At 71.4% G+C, this 22,503-nt stretch carries 23 protein-coding genes; 9 read left to right on the top strand and 14 right to left on the bottom strand.

Annotated features, from left to right (window positions below):
* Window positions 1-8: 8 nt before the first annotated feature.
* Window positions 9-302 carry a 1,2-phenylacetyl-CoA epoxidase subunit PaaB gene (gene paaB, locus IE142_RS13565; protein ID WP_191885989.1) on the bottom strand — a complete coding sequence of 98 codons (294 nt, stop codon included), beginning with the start codon at window positions 300-302 and terminating at the stop codon, window positions 9-11.
* Entirely contained in the window at window positions 299-1,276 is a 978-nt protein-coding gene (gene paaA / locus IE142_RS13560) for a 1,2-phenylacetyl-CoA epoxidase subunit PaaA (RefSeq protein WP_191885988.1), read from the bottom strand. Before paaA ends, paaB begins: the two co-directional genes overlap by 4 nt.
* 178 nt (window positions 1,277-1,454) lie before the next feature.
* Here paaA and paaI point away from each other — a divergent pair, with 178 nt between their 5' ends.
* The 3 genes from paaI to IE142_RS13545 all read left to right on the top strand — a co-directional run bounded on the left by paaI (window position 1,455) and on the right by IE142_RS13545 (window position 4,672).
* Entirely contained in the window at window positions 1,455-1,904 is a 450-nt protein-coding gene (gene paaI / locus IE142_RS13555; protein ID WP_229830436.1) for a hydroxyphenylacetyl-CoA thioesterase PaaI, read from the top strand.
* A complete protein-coding gene (gene paaK, locus IE142_RS13550; protein WP_191885987.1) occupies window positions 1,901-3,247 on the top strand; it encodes a phenylacetate--CoA ligase PaaK in 1,347 nt (448 codons plus the stop codon). The genes paaI and paaK overlap by 4 nt, the downstream gene beginning before the upstream one ends.
* A 126-nt stretch (window positions 3,248-3,373) precedes the next feature.
* Window positions 3,374-4,672, top strand: a complete 1,299-nt coding sequence (locus tag IE142_RS13545; RefSeq protein WP_191885986.1) for a flavin-containing monooxygenase — start codon at window positions 3,374-3,376, stop codon at window positions 4,670-4,672.
* Between the two features lie 93 nt (window positions 4,673-4,765).
* Here the strand turns inward: IE142_RS13545 and IE142_RS13540 are convergent, their stop codons facing one another.
* The 6 genes from IE142_RS13540 to IE142_RS13515 form a co-directional block, all read right to left on the bottom strand.
* Window positions 4,766-5,881, bottom strand: coding sequence for a tryptophan dimethylallyltransferase family protein (locus IE142_RS13540; RefSeq protein ID WP_191885985.1), 1,116 nt, complete (start codon window positions 5,879-5,881; stop codon window positions 4,766-4,768).
* A gap of 207 nt (window positions 5,882-6,088) precedes the next feature.
* Window positions 6,089-7,438, bottom strand: coding sequence for a cytochrome P450 (locus IE142_RS13535; protein WP_191885984.1), 1,350 nt, complete (start codon window positions 7,436-7,438; stop codon window positions 6,089-6,091).
* Between the two features lie 15 nt (window positions 7,439-7,453).
* Window positions 7,454-8,047: a GTP-binding protein gene (locus IE142_RS13530; RefSeq protein ID WP_191885983.1), complete on the bottom strand. Its 594-nt coding sequence runs from the start codon at window positions 8,045-8,047 to the stop codon at window positions 7,454-7,456.
* Window positions 8,022-8,399: a DUF742 domain-containing protein gene (locus IE142_RS13525; RefSeq protein WP_191885982.1), complete on the bottom strand. Its 378-nt coding sequence runs from the start codon at window positions 8,397-8,399 to the stop codon at window positions 8,022-8,024. The genes IE142_RS13530 and IE142_RS13525 overlap by 26 nt, the downstream gene beginning before the upstream one ends.
* Complete coding sequence (locus tag IE142_RS13520) at window positions 8,396-8,797, bottom strand: roadblock/LC7 domain-containing protein (protein WP_043376430.1); 402 nt, start codon at window positions 8,795-8,797, stop codon at window positions 8,396-8,398. The genes IE142_RS13525 and IE142_RS13520 overlap by 4 nt, the downstream gene beginning before the upstream one ends.
* Complete coding sequence (locus IE142_RS13515; RefSeq protein WP_191885981.1) at window positions 8,794-9,969, bottom strand: ATP-binding protein; 1,176 nt, start codon at window positions 9,967-9,969, stop codon at window positions 8,794-8,796. Before IE142_RS13515 ends, IE142_RS13520 begins: the two co-directional genes overlap by 4 nt.
* 332 nt (window positions 9,970-10,301) lie before the next feature.
* Between IE142_RS13515 and IE142_RS13510 the strand changes: the two genes are divergently transcribed.
* The 4 genes from IE142_RS13510 (at window position 10,302) to IE142_RS13495 (ending at window position 14,158) form a co-directional block, all read left to right on the top strand.
* Complete coding sequence (locus IE142_RS13510) at window positions 10,302-11,054, top strand: sulfite exporter TauE/SafE family protein (RefSeq protein ID WP_191886177.1); 753 nt, start codon at window positions 10,302-10,304, stop codon at window positions 11,052-11,054.
* 141 nt (window positions 11,055-11,195) lie between these two features.
* Window positions 11,196-11,924, top strand: a complete 729-nt coding sequence (locus IE142_RS13505) for a S1 family peptidase (RefSeq protein WP_191885980.1) — start codon at window positions 11,196-11,198, stop codon at window positions 11,922-11,924.
* A 117-nt stretch (window positions 11,925-12,041) separates the two neighbouring features.
* Window positions 12,042-12,872, top strand: a complete 831-nt coding sequence (locus IE142_RS13500) for an ABC transporter ATP-binding protein (protein WP_191885979.1) — start codon at window positions 12,042-12,044, stop codon at window positions 12,870-12,872.
* 320 nt (window positions 12,873-13,192) lie between these two features.
* Complete coding sequence (locus IE142_RS13495) at window positions 13,193-14,158, top strand: YihY/virulence factor BrkB family protein (RefSeq protein WP_191885978.1); 966 nt, start codon at window positions 13,193-13,195, stop codon at window positions 14,156-14,158.
* Between the two features lie 17 nt (window positions 14,159-14,175).
* Here the strand turns inward: IE142_RS13495 and IE142_RS13490 are convergent, their stop codons facing one another.
* From IE142_RS13490 to IE142_RS13470, 5 genes are all read right to left on the bottom strand, one after another.
* Complete coding sequence (locus IE142_RS13490) at window positions 14,176-14,508, bottom strand: transglycosylase family protein (RefSeq protein ID WP_306432550.1); 333 nt, start codon at window positions 14,506-14,508, stop codon at window positions 14,176-14,178.
* Between the two features lie 134 nt (window positions 14,509-14,642).
* Entirely contained in the window at window positions 14,643-16,112 is a 1,470-nt protein-coding gene (locus IE142_RS13485) for a sialate:H+ symport family MFS transporter (protein ID WP_191885976.1), read from the bottom strand.
* Window positions 16,113-16,190: 78 nt separating this feature from the next.
* Window positions 16,191-17,120: a dihydrodipicolinate synthase family protein gene (locus tag IE142_RS13480; RefSeq protein WP_191886176.1), complete on the bottom strand. Its 930-nt coding sequence runs from the start codon at window positions 17,118-17,120 to the stop codon at window positions 16,191-16,193.
* A gap of 375 nt (window positions 17,121-17,495) precedes the next feature.
* Window positions 17,496-18,032 carry a cysteine hydrolase family protein gene (locus IE142_RS13475; protein ID WP_191885975.1) on the bottom strand — a complete coding sequence of 179 codons (537 nt, stop codon included), beginning with the start codon at window positions 18,030-18,032 and terminating at the stop codon, window positions 17,496-17,498.
* Window positions 18,033-18,107: 75 nt separating this feature from the next.
* Entirely contained in the window at window positions 18,108-18,905 is a 798-nt protein-coding gene (locus tag IE142_RS13470; protein WP_191885974.1) for a restriction endonuclease, read from the bottom strand.
* Between the two features lie 144 nt (window positions 18,906-19,049).
* Between IE142_RS13470 and IE142_RS13465 the strand changes: the two genes are divergently transcribed.
* Together IE142_RS13465 and IE142_RS13460 are read left to right on the top strand one after the other, a co-directional pair.
* Window positions 19,050-20,123 (top strand): right-handed parallel beta-helix repeat-containing protein, encoded by a 1,074-nt coding sequence (locus tag IE142_RS13465; protein WP_191885973.1) that lies wholly within the window; start codon window positions 19,050-19,052, stop codon window positions 20,121-20,123.
* A 52-nt stretch (window positions 20,124-20,175) separates the two neighbouring features.
* On the top strand, window positions 20,176-21,204 hold the full coding sequence (locus tag IE142_RS13460) for a methyltransferase (RefSeq protein WP_191885972.1): 1,029 nt from the start codon (window positions 20,176-20,178) through the stop codon (window positions 21,202-21,204).
* A gap of 90 nt (window positions 21,205-21,294) precedes the next feature.
* Here the strand turns inward: IE142_RS13460 and IE142_RS13455 are convergent, their stop codons facing one another.
* Window positions 21,295-22,455, bottom strand: a complete 1,161-nt coding sequence (locus IE142_RS13455; protein ID WP_191885971.1) for a SchA/CurD-like domain-containing protein — start codon at window positions 22,453-22,455, stop codon at window positions 21,295-21,297.
* Between the last annotated feature and the right edge of the window lie 48 nt (window positions 22,456-22,503).

Raw genomic sequence — 22,503 nt, 5'->3', positions numbered from 1 at the left:
CCCTGCTCCTAGATGTGCGGGACGTCGTCGGGGATGTCGTAGAACGTCGGGTGGCGGTAGACCTTGTCGGCACTGGGGGCGAAGAACGGGTCCTTCTCGTCCCGGGTGGAGGCCGCGATGTACTCGGAGCGCACGACCCAGATGCTAACGCCCTCGTTGCGCCGCGTGTAGAGGTCGCGGGCGTGGGTGAGGGCCATCGCGTCGTCGGCGGCGTGCAGCGATCCGACGTGGACGTGGTTGAGGCCGCGCTTGCCGCGCACGAACACCTCGTACAGCGGCCAGCCCTGCTTGTCGGAGGTCATGCCGCCGCTCCCTTCTTCCCGCGGGCGGCCTGCTTGGCTGCGTGGGCGGTGGCCGCCTCGCGCACCCAGGCGCCTGCCTCGTGTGCGGCCCGCCGGCGCTGGATCCGCTGTGCGTTGCAGGGGCCGTCGCCCTTGATGACGCGCATCAGCTCGTCCCAGTCGGGGGTGCCGAAGTCGTGGTGTCCGCGCTCCTCGTTCCAGCGCAGCTCGGGGTCGGGAAGCGTGACGCCGAGCTTCGCGGCCTGGGGGACGGTCATGTCGACGAAGCGCTGCCGCAGTTCGTCGTTGCTGTGCCGCTTGATCTTCCAGGCCATCGACCGCGCCGAGTTCGGCGAGGCGTCGTCGGGCGGGCCGAACATCATCAGGGACGGCCACCACCAGCGGTCCACCGCGTCCTGGACCATCTCCCGCTGGGCGGCGGAGCCGCGCATCATCGTCATCAGCAGCTCGTAGCCCTGCCGCTGGTGGAAGGACTCCTCCTTGCAGATGCGCACCATCGCGCGCGCGTACGGCCCGTAGGAGCTGCGGCACAGCGGCACCTGGTTGCAGATCGCGGCGCCGTCCACGAACCAGCCGATCACGCCCACGTCCGCGAAGCTCGGCGTCGGGTAGTTGAAGATCGACGAGTACTTCTGGCGTCCGTCGATCAGCCGCTCGGTGAGGTCCGCGCGGTCCGCGCCGAGCGTCTCGGCGGCCGAGTACAGGTAGAGGCCGTGGCCGGCCTCGTCCTGCACCTTGGCGAACAGGATCGCCTTGCGGCGCAGCGAGGGCGCGCGGGTGATCCACTCACCCTCCGGCTGCATGCCGATGATCTCCGAGTGCGCGTGCTGGGCGATCTGCCGGACCAGCGTCTTGCGGTACCCGTCCGGCATCCAGTCGCGCGGCTCGATGCGCTGGTCGCGTGCGATCGTCGCGTCGAAGTGCTCCTGCAAGCGCTCCGGGGGCGGTGCCTCGGCGGCGTCTGTCGTGGTCATCGTCACCAGCTTCCCAACCGACCATTCGTTCGGTATCAGTGTGACGCCTTTTCCGGCGCCGGGCAAGACCCGGGAGCCCCGCCGGCAACACTCTTGACAGGGCGACCCCACGGCTGGATTACTGGGCCCTGCCGCGCGCTAACCGAATGGTCGGTCGGGAGACAAGGTGGTGGGAGAGGTGTCGCAGGCCACTGAGCCGACGCCCACGGAGGTGATGTTCTCGGCGGACGAGGCGTCCCGGCGGCTGGGCATCGAGCTGGTCGAGCACGGCGAGGGCTCCGCGGTCCTCCGCATGGCCGTGACCGCGGCGATGGTGAACGGACACCGCATCGCCCACGGCGGCTACCTGTTCCTGCTCGCCGACACGGCCTTCGCCTGCGCCTGCAACAGCCACGGTCCCGTGACCGTCGCGGCGGGCGCAGACATCGTGTTCGTGGCGCCGGCCCGCGAGGGCGACGTGCTGGTGGCGCGCGCCGAGGAACGCGCCCGGTTCGGCCGCAGCGGTGTCTACGACGTGACCGTGCGGCGCGGTACGGAGGTGATCGCCGAGTTCCGTGGACGCAGCCGCAGCGTGCGGGACACCACGGCGCGCGAGACGCCGGGTACGACGACGAAGGAGTCGCGATGAGCAGCGAGCCGACGACCGGGACGACCCCGGCGCCCCGCCGGGGAGACCCCCTCCCCCACGACCTCCTGGACTACGCCGAGCGGCTGTCCGGGGAGCAGCTCGCGGAACTCCAGCTCGACCGGCTGCGCGCGACCCTGCGGCACGCCTACGACAACGTCGAGCTGTACCGGAAGAAGTTCGACGCCGCCGGGGTCACGCCCGACGACTGCCGCAGCCTCGCGGACCTGTCCCGGTTCCCCTTCACCACCAAGGCCGACCTGCGGGACACCTACCCCTTCGGCACGTTCGCCGTCCCGATGTCCCAGGTGCGGCGCGTGCACGCCTCCAGCGGCACCACCGGCCGGGCCACCGTCGTCGGTTACACGGACGACGACCTGTCCATGTGGGCGGACGTCGTCGCCCGTTCGATCCGGGCGGCGGGCGGCCGGTCGGGCCACAAGGTGCACATCTCCTACGGCTACGGCCTGTTCACCGGAGGCCTCGGCGCCCACTACGGCGCCGAACGCGCCGGGTGCACGGTGATCCCGGCCTCCGGGGGCATGACGGCCCGGCAGGTGCAGATCATCCAGGACTTCCGGCCCGAGATCATCATGGTCACCCCGTCCTACATGCTCACCCTCCTCGACGAGTTCGAGCGCCAGGGCGTCGACCCGCGCACCACGTCCCTCCAGGTCGGCATCTTCGGTGCCGAGCCGTGGACCGAGGAGATGCGCCGCGAGATCGAGGAGCGGATGGACATCCACGCGGTCGACATCTACGGCCTGTCCGAGGTGATCGGCCCCGGCGTGGCCCAGGAGTGCGTCGAGACCAAGGACGGGCTGCACGTGTGGGAGGACCACTTCTACCCGGAGGTGGTGGACCCGCTCACGGACGCCGTACTGGCCGAGGGCGAGGAGGGCGAGATCGTCTTCACCTCACTCACCAAGGAGGCGCTCCCGGTCATCCGCTACCGCACGCGGGACCTGTCCCGGCTGTTGCCGGGCACCGCCCGGCCCGCCTTTCGCCGGATGCAGAAGGTCACCGGCCGCTGCGACGACATGATCATCCTGCGCGGGGTGAACGTCTTCCCCACCCAGATCGAGGAGATCGTGCTGCGCACGCCCGGCGTGGCACCGCACTTCCAGATCCGGCTCACCGAGCGCGGCCGGATGGACCACATGACCGTGCGGGTCGAGGCCCGCCCCGACGCCGGCCCCGAGCAGCGCGAGGACGCGGCCAGGACGATCGGGCAGGGCGTCAAGGACGGCGTGGGCGTCACCGTGGACGTGGAGATCGTCGAGCCGGAGACACTGGAGCGCTCGCTCGGCAAGATCCGCCGGGTGAGCGATCTGCGCGGCACTTGAGCGCCGACGGGCGAGAACGTGAGGACGGACACGTCCGCTCCACTCCCGAACCGGTGTGCACGGAGGTGCGGATGGGCAGTGAGTGCATGATCGGGGGAGAACGAGTCCGTCCTGAGGGGAAATCCCGTGCGCGTGTGTGTGATCGGTGCAGGTCTGTCGGGGCTGGCGGTGGCCCGTGCCCTGAGGGAACACGGCATCGACTTCGTCTGCCTGGAGAAGGCGGACGACGTCGGCGGCATCTGGCGCCAGCCGGAGGCCGGCGAGCGGGGCCCGGGTTACGAGTCCCTGCACCTCAACACCGCCAAGCACCTGACCGGTTACGCGGACTTCCCGATGCCGGAGTCGTACCCGCTCTACCCCCGGCACAGCCAGTTCGCCGCGTACCTGCGCTCCTTCGCCGAGTGGTCCGGGGTGCGGCAGCACGTCGCGCTGCGCACCGAGGTGACGTCCGTGCGCCAGGAGGCGGACGGATTGTGGACCGTGGTGAGCCGGGACGCGGGGGGCGCGGTGACGTCGCGCCGCTTCGAGCAGGTGGTCGTCGCCTCGGGCCATCACACGGACCCCGCCCTGCCCGATCCTCTCCCAAAGGGGGCCGAGTCCTTCGCCGGAACGATTCTGCACTCCCTCGACTACCGCACCGGTGCCGATTTCGCCGGACGGCGCGTCGTCGTGGTGGGTCTGGGCGCGTCCGCGGTCGACATCGCGGCGGACCTCTCGCGTCACGCCGCCGAGACCTTCCTCGCGGTGCGCCGGGGACTGCACATCGTGCCCAAGCAGCTCTACGGCATGTCGGTCGACGTGATCGCCGAGGCGCCCTGGTGGAACGAGATGTCCTTCGCCGAGCGGATCCAGTGGGTGGAACAGGCCCTGCTGGTCGCGCGCGGCAAGCTGTCAGACTACGGCCTGCCCGAGCCCGACCACCCCGTCTTCTCCTCCGCTGTGACCCTCTCGGACGAGATCCTCAGCCGCATCCGGCACGGCGCGGTCACGCCCAGGCCCGCGATCGACTCCTTCGACGGCGACCGGGTCGTCTTCACCGACGGCACCTCCACGGCGGCGGACGCGGTCGTCTACTGCACCGGCTTCCACATGACCTGGCCCTTCCTGCCCGCCGGCTGTCCGGTGGCGGCGGACGGCTCGGTCGAGCTGTACAGACGGGTCGTGCCGGCCGACCGGCCGGGGCTGTACTTCGTGGGGTTGGTCCGGCCCGTGGGTGCCATCACCCGCTTGGTGGAGGCCCAGGCCCAGTGGGTGGCCCGGATCATCGACGGGGAGACCTCGCTGCCCCCCGCTGAGGAGATGCGCGAGGAGATCGACGCCTACCTCACCTCCATCGTGCAGCGGTACGGCCGGACTAAGGGCGCCTCGATCCAGGTCGACGTGGGTCCGTACCTGGCGGGGTTCCGGGAGTCGGCGACCGTCTGACCCACCGGCCACCCCGTCCTGCGACGCGTCCTCGCCCAGGACTCCCGGTGCGTTCCACCGGGAGCCCCGCGGCGTGCCGGACCGGCGGACGGCTCAGCCGACCGCCAGCGGCTCGGGCACCGCCTCCACGGCCGGCGGCCGGACCGCGTACGCCTCCGACGAGAGGTAGGCCGTCACCCGTGGCGAGCGGTCCTGCTGATGGGCGAGCGCGAGGTAGGCGATGAGGCCCGCCCCGTCCTCGGGCCGCCGCTCGGTGAGGGCGGCCAGGGCGCGGACCAGTACGGAGTCGTCCATGCCGTGGTGGCGCAGCACCCTCGACGCCCGCGCCAGCGCCTCCCCGTCGTGCCGGACGTAGTCCCTCACCGGAATGTGGAGGGTGAACCCGCTCGGCCGCTCGGAGGCGGTGTCCGTGAAGGCGTGGCAGGACAGGCCGGGCCGCCGGCCGAGCCCCGTGGTGTCCGGGCCGAGGCCCGCGACCGTGCGGAAGAACCCCTCGACGGCCGCGGAGCCCGGGCCCTGCGCCATGCGGGACAACCGCCCGGCCTGACCGGCCGTGAGGCTCTCGTGGCGGACGTAGACCTTCACCCGGGGTTCTTCCCAGTCGCCCAGGTCGAGGGCGAGGAAGGGGTAACCGCTGCCCTCGGGCAGGCTCGTGAAGGCCCGCCGGTGGCCCAGCCGGTCCAGCGCCTCGCGCACCGTCGCGGCGGAACGTTTCGCCCCACGTGCGGCCGGGTTCAGGTAGACCTTGACCTTCGGGACGCCCCCGGGCTCCAGCTCCAGGGCGACCCACAGGGCCAGGGGCCCGTGCGGGGACGGCGGCAGGAACAGGTCCCGGAGGCCGTCGAGCGCTGCGGTGGAGAAGTTCCAGCGTCGCGCCATCGCCCGGACCGCCTCCAGGCCGGCGCGGCCTTCCCGAGCCAGGCTGTCTGCGCCGCAGCCCGGCTCCAGGAGCACCCGCAGCGCGGGAGCGGCGTCCGGCTGGAACGAGAGGGAGAACTCCACGGGGGTGTGGTCGTCGGACAGGAAGGTGCGGTTGGGCGGTGACAGACTCAGCGGGCGTTCGGCCACCGGACCCAGGGAGTCGGTCAGGACGCCGGCGTAGGTCTCCGTGTCGGCCGCGGTCAGACCCGCGACCGCGCCGAGTCTCCGTAGCTGGCCGGCGGTGAGCGAACCGAGCGTCGGAGCGCCGCCCGGACCCGCGGGGCTCACCGGCTCCTCCCCCGCCGGAGCCGCACAGAGAGATACCCGCCTGGTGAGGCGGGTATCGGGTGGTACGGCGGCGGGAAAGCGGCGTTCGTGGATATGTGCTCCACGAAACCTCCTTTTGATCGTGAGCAACTTGAAAGCCGCGTTGCTCACTACCCGTGCCGTTGAACCTTCATGCGGAAGTGGCTGGTTGGACGGGTGTTGCGCAGGTCACCGTGTGAGCCAGTTGAGGAACTGGCTCCACATGCCTCCGCGTTCGGCCGGGCGGGCGGGGCTCGCAGCCGTCTCCCGCTCGGCGGTCACGGTGCCCGGCTGCGGGTCGCCACGCCGCCCGGAGCGCACCGGGGTGAAGCGGGCCGGGAGTGTGGCGAGGGCGCGGTTGAACGGTCCCGGACGCCACGTCAGGCTGTCCTCCGGGACGGCGAGTTCGACGTCGGGCAGCTCGTTGAACAGGTGCTCGATGGCGGTCACGGTGATGTGACGGGCCGGTTCCTTCGACGGGCAGGCGTGCGGGCCCGCGCTCCAGGCCAGGTGGGCGCGGTTGCTGCCGGCCTGGCGCGAGGCCCTGAGGGCGGGGCCGGTGTTGGCCGCCGCGAAGCTGACCAGGACCAGGTCCCCTGCCTGAAGGTGGTGCCCGGCGAGCTCCGTGTCGGCGGCCGGGTAGTGCGGCGCGTAGTTCGACATGGGCGGGTTCTCCCACAGCGTGTCGTCGAGGGCCTCGTCGATCAGGCCGCCCTCGCGCGCGTACCGCTCGTGGGTGAGGAGCCGGTGCAGGGTGTTGCCGATGAGGTTGCGCAGCGGTTCGGCGCCCGCGCCGAGCAACAGCGCGAGCTGGTGGACCATCTCCTCGTCGCTGAGCCGCGCCTCGTGCCGCATCAGCCAGGAGGTGACGTCCTCGCCGGGCTTGTCCCGCTTGAGCGCGACCAGTTCGCCCACCGCCTGGAACAGCACCGCGGTGGCCTTCTCGGCGTTGACGCCGTCGAACATCCCGGAGATACCGAACAGCACCCGGTCACCGATGTCGGCGGGGCAGCCGAAGAGTTCGTTGAACACGAACAGCGGAAGCTGCTTGGCGTAGTCGCCGAGCAGGTCGGCGGAGCCGCGGAAGCCGAACTGCGAGATGAGGTAGCCGGAGATCTGCTCGGTGCTGCGGCTCAGTCGGCGGGTGTCGACGCGCGCCATGCTGTCCGTGACCGCCTGCCGCAGCCTGATGTGGTCGGCGCCGTCGGCGAACATGCAGTTGGGCCGGTAGGCGAGCAGCGGAGCCACCGGGCTGTCCGGGCCGACCTTGCCCTCGTTGAAGGCCCGCCAGCGCCGCGCGTCCTTGCGGAAGGAGCCGGAGTCCTGCAGCAGCTGGAGCGCCGCCGCATAGTCGGTGACCAGCGTCGCCTCGACCCCCGGGGCCAGTTCGACGGGCGCTGCGGCCCCGTAGTGGCGCAGGTACTCGTAATAGGCCTGCGGGTCGGCCGCGAACTCCGGTCCGTGCAGGGGGACTCTGGCGCCGGAGCCGTGGGCCGGGCACCCGGGCGGTGGCACCGGAGCGGTGTCGTGGGCGTTCATGTCTGCTCCCAGCTCCTAGCGGGTGCGGTCCAGCAAGTAGCGGACGAGTGTGGTCAGTGCGGCGGCCGAGGACTTCTCGTCGCGGGCGTCGCAGGTGACGACGGGGGTGTCGTCGAGCAGGTCCAGTGCCTCGCGCAGCGCCCGCTCGTCGCGCAGGGGCACGCCGTCGAAGTGGTTGACGGCGATGGCGTAGTCGAGGCCGTAGTGCTCGATGAGGTCGATGACCGGGAAGGAGTCGGCCAGCCGCTCGGGGTCGACGAGCACCAGGGCGCCGAGCGCGCCGCGCGCCATGTCCTCCCACATCTGCACGAAGCGCTGCTGCCCGGGGGTGCCGAACAGGTAGAGCACGACGCGGTCGCTGATGGTCAGGCGCCCGAAGTCCATGGCTACCGTGGTCGTGGTCTTGCCCTGGACCCCCTTGAGGTCGTCGACCGACTCGGCGGCCTGCGTCATCGTCTCCTCGGTGGACAGCGGCTCGATCTCTGAGATGGAGCCGATGAGGGTGGTCTTGCCCACCGCGAAGTGGCCGACGACGAGGATCTTCACCGCGGTCTGGGTCGCCCCGCCGCGTACGTAGTCCCGCTCACCCAAACTTGGCGCGGAGCCCATTGAGCACCTCCTCCAGGATCTCCTTGTCGGCCAGGCGGGCACGGGCCACCGGCGGACGGGTCATGAGGTGGCCGCCCTCCATGAGGGAGGCCAGCAGGATGCGTACCACGCCCAGCGGGAAGTGGGTGTGCCCGGCGATCTCGGCGACCGACAGGTAGCCGGCGGAGCACAGGTCCAGCAGGCTCTGCTCCTCGGGGGAGAGCCTCCGGGGCCGCTGAGGGTCCCCCTCGGCGGCCGTGACGAGGGTGATGAGGGAGAGGTGCTCCTCGTCGGGCAGGCCGCGGCCCTTGGTGATGACGTACGGCCGCACTAATTCGGGGGCTTCGGGCTCCCAGCCGTCGTGGCCGGTCATGAGCGGGAACCGAGGTTCTCGCGCGGCGGTGTCGTCAACCGCTTGCCCAGCTGGGCGACGAGTTGCTGCATCCGGAAGGTGATGTCGGCCATGTCGACGTCCGGGGATGCGGAGACGCCGAGGTAGGCGCCCTCGCCGGCGGAGATCAGGAACACCCAGCCGCCGTCGAACTCGACCAGGGTCTGCCGCCAGGCCTGGCTGGGGTCCTCACAGAAGAAGGCGAGCGTCCGGCTGAGCGACTGCACGCCGCTCATCGCGGCGGCCACCCGGTCGGCGTCGTCCTTGTCGAAGTCCTGCGTACGGGCCATAAGCAGGCCGTCGGCCGATATCAGGACCGCGTGCAGGGCCCCGGGAATCTCCAGGGCGCTGTCGAGCATCCATGACAGGTCGTCGTTCACGAGTCCTCATGTCCTTCTCTGCTTGCACCGGGTGTTCTGCGGGTCCGGTCGGCGTCTCCGGGCCGGGTGACGCGGCCGGTCTGCGTGCCCCGTTGGAAGGCGGCCATGACCTGCGCCTGCTCGGCGTCGGAGCGGCCGGCGGGGCGCGGGGTGGAACCACTGCCGGGCACGATGGCCATCGGGCGCTTGCGGCGCCGCCGGGGCAGTCCGTCGCTGGTCTCGGAGGGGGCGAGCGCGGCCTCCGGTCCGCCTTCGAGACCCGGGCGGGCGGTGCTCCGGCCGGCGGCGGGGGCGGGCGCCTTCTTCTCCGGCATGGCGGTGAGCAGGTCGTGCGGGAGCAGGACCACTGCCCGTACACCTCCGTAGGGAGAGGAGGAGTCCACCGACACCTCGAAGCCGAAGCGCTCGCACAGCAGGCCGATGACCGCGAAGCCGAACTGCGGCGGGTTCCCGAGCCCGGCCACGCCCGAGGCGCGCTCGGTGGCGAGGAGCTTGTCGGCGCGGGCGCGCTCCTCGTCGCTCATGCCGACACCGGCGTCGTCGACGACGACGCAGATGCCCTTGGGCACCGTCCGGATGTTGATCTCGACGACGGTGTCCGGGCTGGAGTAGCTGGTGGCGTTGTCGAGCAGCTCGGCGAGGGCCAGGGCGACGGGTTCGACGGCCCGGCTGGTGATGCCGAAGTCGACCTGGGAGAGGATCTCCACCCGGCGGAAGTGCCGGACCCGGCCCTGGGCGCTGCGCACCACGTCGTACACCGAGGCGGTGTCGCGACGACCGCCCAGCCAGCCGTCGCACAGCACCGCGATGGACTGGGCGCGCCGGCCGAACTGCGAGTTGGTGTGGTCGATCTCCAGCAGGTCTTGGAGCAGGGCCGAGTCGCCGTACTTGCTCTGCAGCCGGGAGAGGACCAGCTGCTGCTCGGCGGCGAGGCCCTGGAGGGTCCGCATGGCCGACTTGAGCACGGTCTTGGTCTCGTCCTCGGCCCGCTCCTGGGCCGCCCGCACGGACCTGCCGTAGTCGTTCTCCAGCTCCGTGTAGTGCTGCTTGAGCCCTTGGACCTCCTGCCGCAGAGCTCGTGCCGCCCCGCGCTGCCGGCCGATGAGCACGGCGGCGACGACGAGGGCGACGAGAAGGGCCCAGAGCAATGGGTTCCCTGTGTATTCCGTCATAAGACTCTCTTCAGGCGACTGAAGGCCGGTTCGCTGAGTTCCCGTCCACGCGGGCGGTCCGGTGGACCGCCCGGCACCGGGGGTGCTGCCCGGGCTGTCCCTGAGGTCGGGGATGCCGTCTTTCACCCATCCGCCCGCTCCGCAAACGCGGTGATCGTATCACCGCGTGATCAGGTGAATTTACGTCAAGAAGTGTTCATCCAGGACCGGTTGGAACCGGCACTTCCCGTCACTTCGGCGGTGGGTACAGTCGGCCCCGTGAAAGATGCCCAAGACACCTTCCGGCCGCGCGCGGAGCCGGCACGGGACGGCACGGCGTGACACCGGAGGCCATGGCCGCGGTGTTCGCGGCGGGGGTGGGAGCAGGCGCCATCAACAGCGTCGTCGGCTCCGGGACCCTCATCACCTTCCCCGTGCTGCTGGCCACGGGACTGTCCCCCGTCACCGCGACGGTGTCCAACGCCCTCGGCCTCATCCCCGGCTCCATCAGCGGGGCCATCGGCTACCGCGAGGAGTTGAGCGGCCAGCGCCGGCGCGTGCTGAAACTGAGCGCCGGCGCGCTGCTCGGCGGCCTGGCCGGCGCCACGCTGCTGCTCGCGCTGCCGGCGGACGCGTTCGAGACGATCGTGCCGGTGCTGGTGAGCCTCGCCCTGGTGCTGGTGGCACTCCAGCCGCAGATCGGCAGGTGGGTGCAGCGCCGCCGCGAACGCACCGGCGCCTCGCCGCGCCGGGACGGCGGCCCCCTCCTGCTCACCGGCCTGACGCTGGCGAGCGTTTACGGCGGCTACTTCACGGCCGCGCAGGGGATCATCTACCTGTCCCTGATGGGCATGCTGCTCGACGAGCCCCTGCAGCGCCTCAACGGCGTCAAGAACGTCCTCTCCGCCGTCGTCAACACCGTCGCCGCGCTCTTCTTCCTCTTCGCCGCGGACTTCGACTGGACGGCGGTCGGACTCCTCGCGACGGGCTCGGGCCTCGGTGGATACGCCGGGGCGAAGGTGGGCCGCCGCTTCAGCCCCCTGGTCCTGCGGATACTCGTCGTGACGGTCGGCACCGTGGCCCTCGTGCAGTTGTTGCTGCGCTGAGCCGCCGTCCGGCCTGGCCCTCCCGCCCATAACGGCGCGTTATGGAAAACCGGGATTGGCGGCCCGCGATCCGCGCCCGAGATGCTGAGCGCCCCCACCCACCACACGCGGCCCCACGCGTGTCGTCGGAATCGAGGAGCCTTGCGCATCACCAGACTCGTCCCCGCCCTGCTGGCCGCGCTCATGGCCGCGCTGCTGTCCGCCGTCGTACTCGTCCCGAACGCCTCCGCGGCCGAACCCAAGCCCGGTGACGGCGGCCCCCAGCCGATCATCGGCGGCGGCTACGCGCAGAACGCCCCCTGGGCGGCCCGGTTGTTCTCCAACGGCGCCCAAACCTGCAGCTCGACCATCATCTCCCCCACCTGGATACTCACCGCCAAGCACTGTGTGAGCGGCGGAGGGCTCTCCTTCCGCATCGGCAGCCTCGACCAGAGCTCCGGCGGCACCGTGGCGAACGGCGTCCAGACCGTCACCCACTCCTCGGCGGACCTCGCGCTGGTACGCCTCGACCGCTCCGTCTCCGCCACCTACGCGCGGCTCGGGCAGCCCGGCACGGTGCGGGTCGGCCAGGCCGTGCAGGTCTACGGCTGGGGCGCCACGTCCCGGTGCGGCTCCGAGATCAACTGCCAGTCCCGCTACCTGAAGATCGCCAACCTGACGGTGACCCGAGGGTGCTACGACGCCTACTACGGACAGGCCATCTGCGCCCGCCCCGGCGACGGCATCACCGCGGGCGGCGACTCCGGCGGCCCGATGACGGCCGGCGGCGTCCAGGTCGGAGTCGCCTCCACCAGCGACCGCCAGACCACCACGGCGTACACGAACGTAACGGCCTACCGCTCGTGGGTGCAGTCGGTGGCGGGCGTCTGACCGTCTGCCGAGGACCGGGGCCGGGCCGTCCAGCAGCCGGACGGCCCGGCAGGCGCATGGCGGATGCATCTATCGTTCGGCGTGAACGATCGGCGTGCCGCGCGAAGGAGCTCCGCTATGGCCGGGCAGACAGCCAACTCCCTGGTGGGCAAGCAGGAGGCCGCCGTCCTGCGGCTCGAGGACGTGGGCGTCCGCCGCCACACCACGGACCAGCTCATCCTCGACGCGGTCGACTGGACGGTCCATCCGGGAGAGCACTGGGCCCTGCTGGGAGCCAACGGTGCGGGCAAGACCACCCTGTTGCGGCTGCTCGGCGCGCTGATGCACCCGACGACCGGGACCGTGGAGGTCCTCGGCAGCCGGCTCGGCCGGGTGGACGTCCGTGAGTTGCGGGCCCGCATCGGTCATGTCAACTCCGCCCAGCGGGTGCCGCAGGACCTCACCGCCCACGCGGTCGTCCTCACCGGGCACAGCGGCACCGTGCAGCCCCTGTGGCGGACGTACGACGACGATGTCCGCCAGCGTGCCCGCGACCTGCTCACCGAGTGCGGGGTCAAGGAACTGGCCGACCGTCCGTACGGCGTGTGCTCGGGCGGACAGCGGGCGCGCGTCCTCATCGCCAGGGCGCTGATGGCCGACCCGGCGCTGCTGCTCCTGGACGAGCCCTTCAACGCACTGGACCTGCCCTCCCGCGAGGATCTGGTCGAGGCCATGCACCAGTTGGCCGAGGGGCGCCCGCAGCTGGCCACCGTGACGGTGACCCACCATCTCGAGGAGCTGTTCCCCGCCGTCAGTCACGCGCTGCTCCTGCGTGAGGGCCGGATCCTGTCGCGCGGGCCCGTGGACGGCGTCCTCACCGACTCCCTGCTGACCGCGTGCTTCGGCCGGGACATCACCGTGGCCAGGCGGGACGGCCGCTGGTCCGCCTATTCGGGGCGTCGTTCCTGAGTAGCGAGGGCGGCCCCGGAGGTATCGGCGTACGGAACGTCCGGGACCGCCCCTCGGCTCCCCCGCCAGGGGACTGCCCACCGGGCGCCCGGAGGAAACGGGAGACGGAGACGACCGGAGCAAGTGCACGCCCACGGGTTACCCGGTCAACACAGGTCCCCGCTCACGGTCCGGCACGGTGAGGCCGCCCTCTGTCGGCACACCGCCACCCGATCGGCCCGGCCGGCCGTCCGGTCGGTGCTGTCCGGCTCGTTCACGGGGCATATGCGTGGGTGGAGGCCCGCGCCTCCGACCGTTGCGAGCCGAGGAGCAGCCACACCGTGGGAACCGCCGTTCACGTCCCGCAGACCCGGGACATGCTGGGAGAAGAACTCTCCGGCGACGAAGCCCTGACCGCCCTGCGCCACTACGGAGGCCTGCGGCTGCTGACCGACTCCTTCGCCCGTTTCCGTTACGCGGACGGCTTCACCAACGCTCGGGCCCTCGCCTTCCAGGTGGTGCTCGGGCTCGTCCCGTTCACCGTCGTGCTCGTCGGCCTCGCCACGTCGGTCCGCACCGAGGGTGTCGGCCGGGTCGTCGAGCTCACTCTCGGCCGGATCGTGCCGGGGGCCAGTGCCGATGTCGTGGAGAAGGCGTTCGAGGGCACCCGGCGCAGCGCCGGGAGCGACGCCTGGGGCACGCTGGCGCTGTGGCTGGGGCTGGCGTTCGCCCTGCTGAACCTCGCCTCGGCCATGGGCCAGATCGAGCGGGGCGCCAACCGCATCTACGGCATCGAGCGCGACCGCCCCTTCCCCCGCAAGTACGGCAGGGCGCTGGTGCTCGCGCTCTCCGCGGGCCTGCCGATGGTACTGGGATTCCTGGTGCTCGTCGCGGGTGAGGCCGTGGGCGACGCCGTGGCCCGCTCCACCGGCGACCGCGCCGGCGCCCCCTGGTGGTGGACCGCGCTGGAGGTGCCGGCGGGGCTGCTGCTGGCCTGGGTCGCCTCGGCGGTGATCCTGCGCTGGTCGCCCCGCCGTGACCAGCCCGGCTACACCTGGCTGGCCTTCGGTTCCGCGGTCCACCTGGTGCTGTGGGTGTCGGCGACCTGGCTGCTCGCGCTGTACGTCGGTCACAGCGGCGCGTTCGGTGCCGTGTACGGGCCGCTCACCGCGTTCATCGCACTGCTGCTGTGGGCGAACCTCACGGCGGTGGCGCTCTTCCTCGGCATCGCCTTCGCGGCCCAGCTGGAGGCGGCCCGGGCCGGCATCCGAACGCCGGTCCGGCCGGACCCGGGGCCGGGTGACTGACGGTTCGGCCCCGCTCGTCAGGCGCAGCCCCAGGCCGACATGCCCTGGATTCGGGCGAGGCGCTCGGCGACGGCGATCTGTTCCCCGCGGGTGGCGAGGTCCGCGCGCGGCGCGTATTCGAGGCCACCGGCGGCGACCCAGCTCGACGCGGCGAACTGCAGGCCGCCGTAGTAGCCGTTGCCGGTGTTCGCCTTCCAGTTGCCGCCGGACTCACAGGCGGCGATGGCGTCCCAGTCGGTGCGCAGGGGAACCGACGCCGAGGCCGCCGCCTGGCTGGTCGCCCCCAGTGCGACCACGGCGAAGAAGGCCACCGCCGCCGTCCGGACCGTACGGCCGCGCGAGCCGCGCACGCCACTTCGATGAACATCTCGTCTACAGATCATACCGAGACTGTTACACCGGGTGACGGCACGGCGCCTCGCCGATCACCGTCGCGTTCGGCCGGTCGGAGCACGCGGACCACCCGTCGGCACCCGCCGCGCCCTCATTTCGCCGACCGTACGCGGGCCGTGTCGTCCGTGGCCGCCTCGGCGGCCAGGTAGTCCGGTACGGCCTGCGGGTCCACGAGCCGGTTGAGCCGGCTCGGCACGTCGAAGCCGATCAGCACGATCACGACGAGGGTCAGGGAGAACGTCAGGACCGCGAGCGACTGCCCCAGCGACATCGTCGACGCCAGCTCGGCCCCCAGCACCGGGGCGACCGCGCCGCCCAGCGCTCCGACGTTGTAGGTGAAGCCCAGCGACGCGGCCCGGGTCTCGGTCGGGAAATGCCCGGCGATGAACTTGGGCAGCAGTCCCGAGATGCCCTGCATGCAGGCCAGCATCAGGAAGAGCAGGACGCCCAGTCCGATCCGGCTGTCCCGGATCGCGAAGACCGGGAAGACGAAGGCGATGCCGATCAGCAGGGTGCAGGCGTACGCCTTGCGGGTGCCGAACCGGTCCCCCACGAAGCCGGTGACGATACAGCCGGCCATCGTGCCGAAACCCGCGTAGTAGAGCGCGTCGCTGACCTGGGTGGGCGTGAAGCCGAGCTCCGTCTTGAGGTAGGTGGGCAGCAGGGCCTGGACCGGCCAGCTGTAGAGGAAGGCGCAGAAGACGGTGACGCACAGCGCGACGAACAGCACCCACCGCCTGCGGCCGCCCAGTTGCACGGCGAACGCGGTCAGACAGGCGGCCGCCACGACGGAGAGCACCGGCACGGCCCCCTCGCCGAGCGGCGTGAAGACCGCGAAGAGCGATCCGGTGGCGACGGCGGCGAGCGCCGTGTTCACGGTCGCCCGGCGGCGGCCCGCGAACAGCGGCCGGAACGGATTCGGGCGTACGCCGGCAGCCCCCACCTTCGCCTCCCAGTCGTCGGCCTCGGGCAGCGCCCGCCGCACCCACAGCGCGACGACCACGGGGAACAGGCCGATGTAGAACAGCCAGCGCCAGCCGTGGGCCGGCACGACGTGCTCGTAAACCTCGGCCGCGAGGACGCCACCCAGGGAGAAGCCGGAGATGAGGAAGCCGGAGGCGCGGTTGCGCAGCCGGGCGGGCCAGCTCTCCAGGACGTAGGTGGCACTGGCGCTGTACTCGCCGGCCATGCCCATGCCGATCAGCAGGCGGGCGGTGAACAGGCTGGTGTAGTCCCAGGCGAAGCCGCAGGCAAAGGTGCCGACCGAGTACAGCAGGATGCTGGCCACCATGGCGCTCTTGCGGCCGAAACGGTCGCCGAGGGCACCGAGCACGGCGCCGCCGAGCCAGCGGGTGATGAAGGCGCCGGACACCAGGCTCGCGGACTCGACGGTGGACAGTGCGAAGTCGTCGGCGATCTCGGTCAGTACGAGGGTGATCAGGACGAAGTCGAAGCCGTCGAGGAGGTAGCCGATCCAGGCGGCGAAGAACGACTTCCACTTCTCCCGGGACACCTCGCGGTACCAGGACGGGGACGGCGGGGTGGTGCGCGCAGATGACATGGCGGGTCCAATGCGGGTGGAAAGACGCGTGTCAGGAACGGCGGGAGCGGCGGAACGGCGGCGGCCCCGGGCGGGGTGTCACAGAAGGCCGGCCTCGGCGAGCCGGTCGCCGATCCGGACCACGGCCGCCTCCTCGAGCGGTACCTGCGGTGCGGCGGTGGCCGCGCAGTCGATGAGGTCCAAGAGGCGGGCGGCGGCCTTGAAGGCGCCGAGCGCGGCGGAGCTGGGGCCCATCAGGGCCGGGTCGCCCTCCTCGGTGAGGGCGAACAGGGCGGCGAGGCGGTCCTGCTCGGCCTTGGCGGCGGCCCAGTCCCCGGCCCGGGCGGCCGCGTACAGCCGCACGTAACCTGCGGCGTCGACGTTGCCGAGGCCGGGCACGACGCCGTCGGCACCGGCCAGCAGGGCGCAGTCGACGGTGAGTTCGGAGCCCGTGAGAACGGAGAAGTCCGGTGTGCGACGGCGCAGTTCGATCAGCAGCCGGCGCAACGAGCCCTCGTCACCGCTGGAGTCCTTGAGCCCGGCGAGGGTGCCGTCGGCGGCGAGGTCGAGCACCACGGCGCGGGGCAGCTTGGTGTGCACGGCGGCCGGGATGTCGTAGGCGAACAGCGGCAGACCGGCAGCCGCGCGGACGCGCCGGAAGTGGTCGGCGATCTCGACGGGGTGCGTGCGGGTGTAGAAGGGCGCCGTCGCCACGAGCGCCTGTGCACCGGCCCGGACGGCGTCGGCCGCGCGGTCCAGTACCCGGGCGGTGGTGGTGTCGATGACCCCGGCCAGCACGGGGACGCGGCCCGCCGCGGTGTCCACGGCCGTTTCCAGCGCGGTCAGCCGCTGGGCGTCGGTGAGGTAGGCCGCCTCGCCGCTTGAGCCGAGCAGGAACAGGCCGTGCACACCGGCATCGATCAGGTGCTCGGTGAGCCGGCGGACCGAGGCGGTGTCCACCTCGCCGGCCGGGGTGAGGGGAGTGATGACCGGCGGGACGACGCCTCGCAGCGGCGTGGGCAAGGGCATGCGGTACTCCAGGTCGTTCTTCTCCGGCCCGTGGCGGAAGCCGGGCGGGGCCGTGCCGTCCCCCCGGAGCAGACCGGACGCAGGACGTCCCGCGTCCGGTGGGAGTGACACACGGCAGAGCCGGAGGTGTCAACGGTCGAGGGGGGACGGCACACGGAGGTGCGAGAGGCCGGCAGGACCACCGTCCCGCATCGACCGGGCCTGGCCCCGGGTGCTGCACCGGCGCGAAGGCGGCGGGCGAGTGCGTCGCGGCGCCCCCACGGTTCCGCGGTGACCTCGGCGGCCCCGACCGACACGCGTCCCCTGCGAACAGCCACCCCCGGCACGCTCGTTACCACCGTGCGCCTGCCTCCCCCGACTGCCGCATCGCTCGTGTCACGTCCACAACTCGCCGCTGTCGCACACCCGGGCGTCCATGTTCCGCTGCATCATGCGCAGCGCGGCGTCCGCGAGGTCGGCGTGGATGTGGGCGACGGCATCGCGCGGCACGATGACCTGAAGGTGCCGGATGTGGGCGTCGAGCGCCGAGTAGAGCACGCACTGCTCGGTCACCTGCCCGCACAGCACGAGCCGGTCGATGCCCTGCTCGTACAGCAGGTACGTCAACGGGGTCTCGAAGAAGATCGAGTGGCGTGCCTTGACCACGAAGAGGGAGGAGTCGTCCGGCCGCAGCGGCTCGACGAGGCCGGCGTGCGGTCCCGCGAGGGCCTGGTCGAGGATCTCGCCGTGGTGCGAGCGCCACTCGCCGAAGTTGTCGTTGACGTAGATCACGGGGACGCCCTGCCGCCGCGCCCGCTCCAGCAGACCGGTCACGGCGGGGAGTACGGATTCCACGGAGGGAATCAGCGAATCGGCGTCCTTGTGGTCATAGGTGTTGATCATGTCGATGACGATCAGCGCTGTTTTGCCCATGCGGCACAGGTTGCCACTGAACGGCGGCGAAACCGTCCCGCCCCGGCCGACGGACGGGGCGGGTGGCGGCGGAGTTCACCACAGGTCCTGGTCCAAGGGGTCGGTTCCCTCGGTCGCGCGAGGGCCGAGCGCCCAGGGCGCCGGGCCGGTACCCCCGCTCCACTCCCGCAGCCGGCGCTCGTCCACGCAGACTATTCCGCACCGCTCGGCGTACTCGGCGGCCGGCCGGGTGAAGTCGCTGGTGGTGACGACGACCGCTATGTCGGCCTCGTGGACGGTGAAGCAGGTGCCGCCGAAGCGCTGCATCTCCTCGGAGCCGACCTTGTTGCCGTCGCCGTAGTACTTGCACTGGATGACGAGGCGTCGGCCGTCGGGGGTCACCGCCTTCACGTCCGCGCCGAGGTCGCCCGCGCCGCCGACGACCTCCACCTCGCCGCAGCCGTCGCGCAGACAGAGGTCGGCCGTCGCCTGCTCGAACTCGTCGGGGCCGAACGACTCGTGGTCGTCGAACGTCGCGGTCACGGGCTCCTGGACGTGGTGCGCCTCCGGTGGACGTACGGTCGTCCGTGTCTCGTCCAGTGCGTCCAGGGCCGTCGCCGTACCCTTCTCCAGCGCGCCCGTGGTGCGCCGGGCCAGGACGGAGGCGGGGGGGACGGAGCGCCTTCGCCGGCCGGCGAGGCAGGCCAGTACTCCTCCGAGCACCAGCACGAAGGCCCAGACGGGGCGCTGCTCGGCGACGTCGAGCGCCATCCGCACGACCCACCCCGCGACGCACAGGCCGACGGCGGCGAGTCCGAAGAACAGGGCCGTCGCGCGGAGGTCGAAGCGGCGCCCGGAGCGCCTCTGACGGGGGCCTCGTGCGGGAACGGTCACGACGGTCCCTCCTTTCCGGCCGACGACATGAAGATCACTCACGTCCGTCTGCCCAAGAACCGGGCGTTCACCGTCGGTTCATGACACGCCGTCGGATGGCTCATCCGACCGGTGCGGCAATCTTTCGGGCATAACGTGCGGAATATGAAGAAATGCCATGTCGTGTACCTGGTGTGCACCGCAGCGATGATCGGAACGGGGATCGGCGCGGCCCCGGCGTCCGCCGGCCACACGACCCACGTGGTCCACCCCGGCGAATCGATCCAGAAGGCGGTCGACGCCGCCCGGTCGGGCGACACCGTCCTCCTCACCCCCGGCACCTACCACGAGAGCGTCAAGGTGAGCACCCCCGGGCTCACCCTGCGCGGCATGGGCCGCGACACCGTCATCAAGCCGAGCACGGAGAAGGCCGCCGAAGAGAACACCTGCGCCGAAGGCGGCGACGGCATCTGCGTGATCGGCACGAAGGACGAGAACGTCAAGGGTGTCACCGTCGCCAACCTGACGGTGACCGGTTTCAAGCGCACCGGCGTGTTCTCCATGGCCACCGACGGGCTGACCGTACGGAACGTGACGGCCGTGAAGAACGGGGTCTGGGGCATCGCCCAGGAGCAGTCGATCCACGGGATCTTCCGAAGCAACACCGCCCGCGACAACGGCGACGCGGGCATCTTCCTCGCCAACACCATCAAGGCCGAGGAAGGCGCCGCGGACACCCAGGGCACGGAGGTCGCGCACAACCGGCTCGAGGGCAACCGGATCGGCGTCACCGTCCGGCGGCTGCGCAATCTCGCCGTCGCGGACAACTACATCACCGGCAACTGCGCGGGCGTCTTCGTCGTCGGCGACGAGAACAAGCCCAAGGCCGGCGACCTCGTCGTGCGCGACAACTACGTCGTGAGCAACAACAAGTCCTGCCCGAAGACCGACCGGCTGGAGGCGCTCCAGGGCTCCGGCATCGTCCTGACCGGCGTCGAGAAGGTACTGGTCGCCGACAACACGGTCGAGGGCAACTCCGGCGAGTCGTCGATGTCGGGCGGCATCGTCCTGGCCAAGAGCATGGTGGGCGCCGGCAACTCGAAGAACGAGGTCAACGGCAACAGGCTGCGCGACAACTCCCCCGCCGACCTGGTCAACGCCGAGACCGCGGACACCGCCGCGAGCAACACCTTCACCGGCAACACCTGCGGCGCCTCCAAGCCCGCGGGACTGTGCTGACCGGCCGGCCGTAGTCACCCGAGGACCCAAGAAGAAGGAAGGACCGCGGCACATGACGACCGCACAGACCGTCCCGCCCCCGCCCATGCGGCTGCGGGAGCTCGTGTTCGGGGCGGCATGTGCCGCCGCCCTCCGCGCGACCGCCCGGCTCGGTGTCGCCGACGCGCTCGGCGACACCCCGATGGCCGTGGAGGACCTCGCGGCCGCGGTGAAGACCGAGCCCGGGCCGCTGCGCCGGCTTCTGCGCGCCCTGACCTGCTACGGCGTCTTCACCGAGCACAAGGACGGCACGTTCGGGCACACCGACATGTCCCTGCTGCTGCGCGAGGACGACCCGCACAGCCTGCGCTACATCACCCTGTGGTGCACCGAGCCGTGGACCTGGGACGCGTGGCCCCTGCTCGACGAGGCGGTACGCACCGGCGACAACGTCGTCGAGGGCCTGTACGGCAAGGAGTTCTTCACCTATCTCAACGAGGACGCCCCCGAGTCGGCCGAGGTCTTCAACCGCGCCATGACCACGTCCAGCCGACAGTCGGCCCAGGACGTCGCCGCGTTCCTCGACCTGTCGGGCTGTACGTCGGTCGCGGACATCGGCGGCGGGCAGGGGCACGTGGTGGCGAGCCTGCTGGAGAAGTACCCGTCGATGCACGGCACCCTTCTCGACCTGCCCCGTGTGGTGGAGAACGCCGACCCCCGCCTGCGCGAGGGCGGATCGCTCGCGGACCGGGTGCAGATCGTGCCGGGCGACTGCCGGGAGGCCATCCCGGTACAGGCCGACGTCTACGTCATCAAGAACATCCTGGAGTGGGACGACGACAGCACCGCCCGCGCACTGCGCAACGTCATGGCGACGGGCGGCCCCGGGGCGCGGGTCGTGGTCATCGAGAACCTCGTCGACGACACGCCCTCCATGCGATTCAGCACCGCGATGGACCTGCTGCTGCTCCTCAACGTCGGCGGCGCCAAGCACACCACCGACAGCATGGTCGGCCGGCTGACCGACGCGGGCCTCGTCATCGACGACATCCGCCCGGTCAACCCCTACCTGCACGCCTTCGACTGCACCGTGCCCGAGTGAGCTGACGAGAGAGCACGCCGCACGTCGGCCGCCGGACCGCGACATGCGCGGTGCGGCGGCCGACGTGTGCGGGCCGTGGGGGGGGGCGGGTCAGGCGCCGGGCGCGCGGCGATCCGTGACGAGGTCCATGCGGGCTCCCCCGAGAGCACGGGCGAGCTCGCCCTCCGCGGGCGCGGAGCCGTCCACCCCGGCGGAACCGTCCAGCAGGGTCGTCAGTTCGGCCACCCGGGCGGGATCCGCGAGACCGAGGGCGACCCCGGGGTCTCCGTCGTCGAGATCACCGCGTACGTCGACCAACCGGACCACGACGTCGTCGCGCTGGAAGATGGTGCTGCACAGGACCGGGGTGCGCGGATCGTCCGCCGCCGCCTCGTCGGCCTCGGCCAGCAGCTGGGCCAGCCGCATGCCGCAACCCGGCCGGGCGGGGTACGACAGCGCGTGCCGACGGGCGGCCGGGTCCTCCTCGCCCGCCGTCACATGGTGTACGGCGGGCAGGGCGGCCCGCGTGTAGAACACCCGGGCGGACTCCGGGTCACCGAGGTCCCGGTCCTGCTCCAGATACGGGTTGATGGCCTCCTCGACGACCCGCACCTCGGGTTGTTCCGCCACGTGCCGCAGCGCCGCGAGCAGGTCGCCGCGGACCTCGATGGCCCGCACCACACGGTTGCCGTGCAGGAAGAGCGAGGTGCGGCACAGCCGTGTGGTGTCGTCGACCCGCGGCTCGGGCGAGGCGTAGTCGGCGAGGATCTCGGCGACCGCGCCCTCACTGCCCGGCTTCACCGTGAAGGTGAGGGCGTGCCGGATCACTCCGTCCCCGATCCGCGGTGACGTCTGGAGTCGGCCGCGGGCAGCGGACTCGGCGCCCGGGACCGGGGGGTTCGTCTCGCGGACGACGTGGAAGCGGAGCGACCGGGTGTCCCGGACGCAACTGTGCAGCGGCTTCACCATCCTCACGTGCTCCTCGCTGCTCACCCAGTTCAGGAACGGCGGGGCGCTCTCCCACTCGCTGGTGATGAGCCACTGCGAGGGGTTCTCGATGGACTGGCACAGCTGCTCGCCGAGGTGCCCGGGCACGGACTCGACATGGCTGCGCAGCTGCTCGTACGTATCGAGGAACTGCTGCTGGGCTCCGTCGTAGACCTCCACCAGCAGGACGACCCGCAGTCGGGAGCCGTCGAACACGGACTGGGAGACGTGGTGCGACACCTGTCGTGTCAGTGGTTCGGATGCGGGGGTGGGCGTGGTGGTCATCCTGCGCACATCTCCTTCGCGGGTCCTTCGCGGGGGTGGCGGAACTGG

This window comes from Streptomyces mutabilis (assembly GCF_014649815.1).
GTDB lineage: Bacteria > Actinomycetota > Actinomycetes > Streptomycetales > Streptomycetaceae > Streptomyces > Streptomyces mutabilis.
The sequence above is the reverse complement of the archived record's forward strand: the minus strand, read 5'-3'. Positions and strand labels throughout refer to the sequence as shown.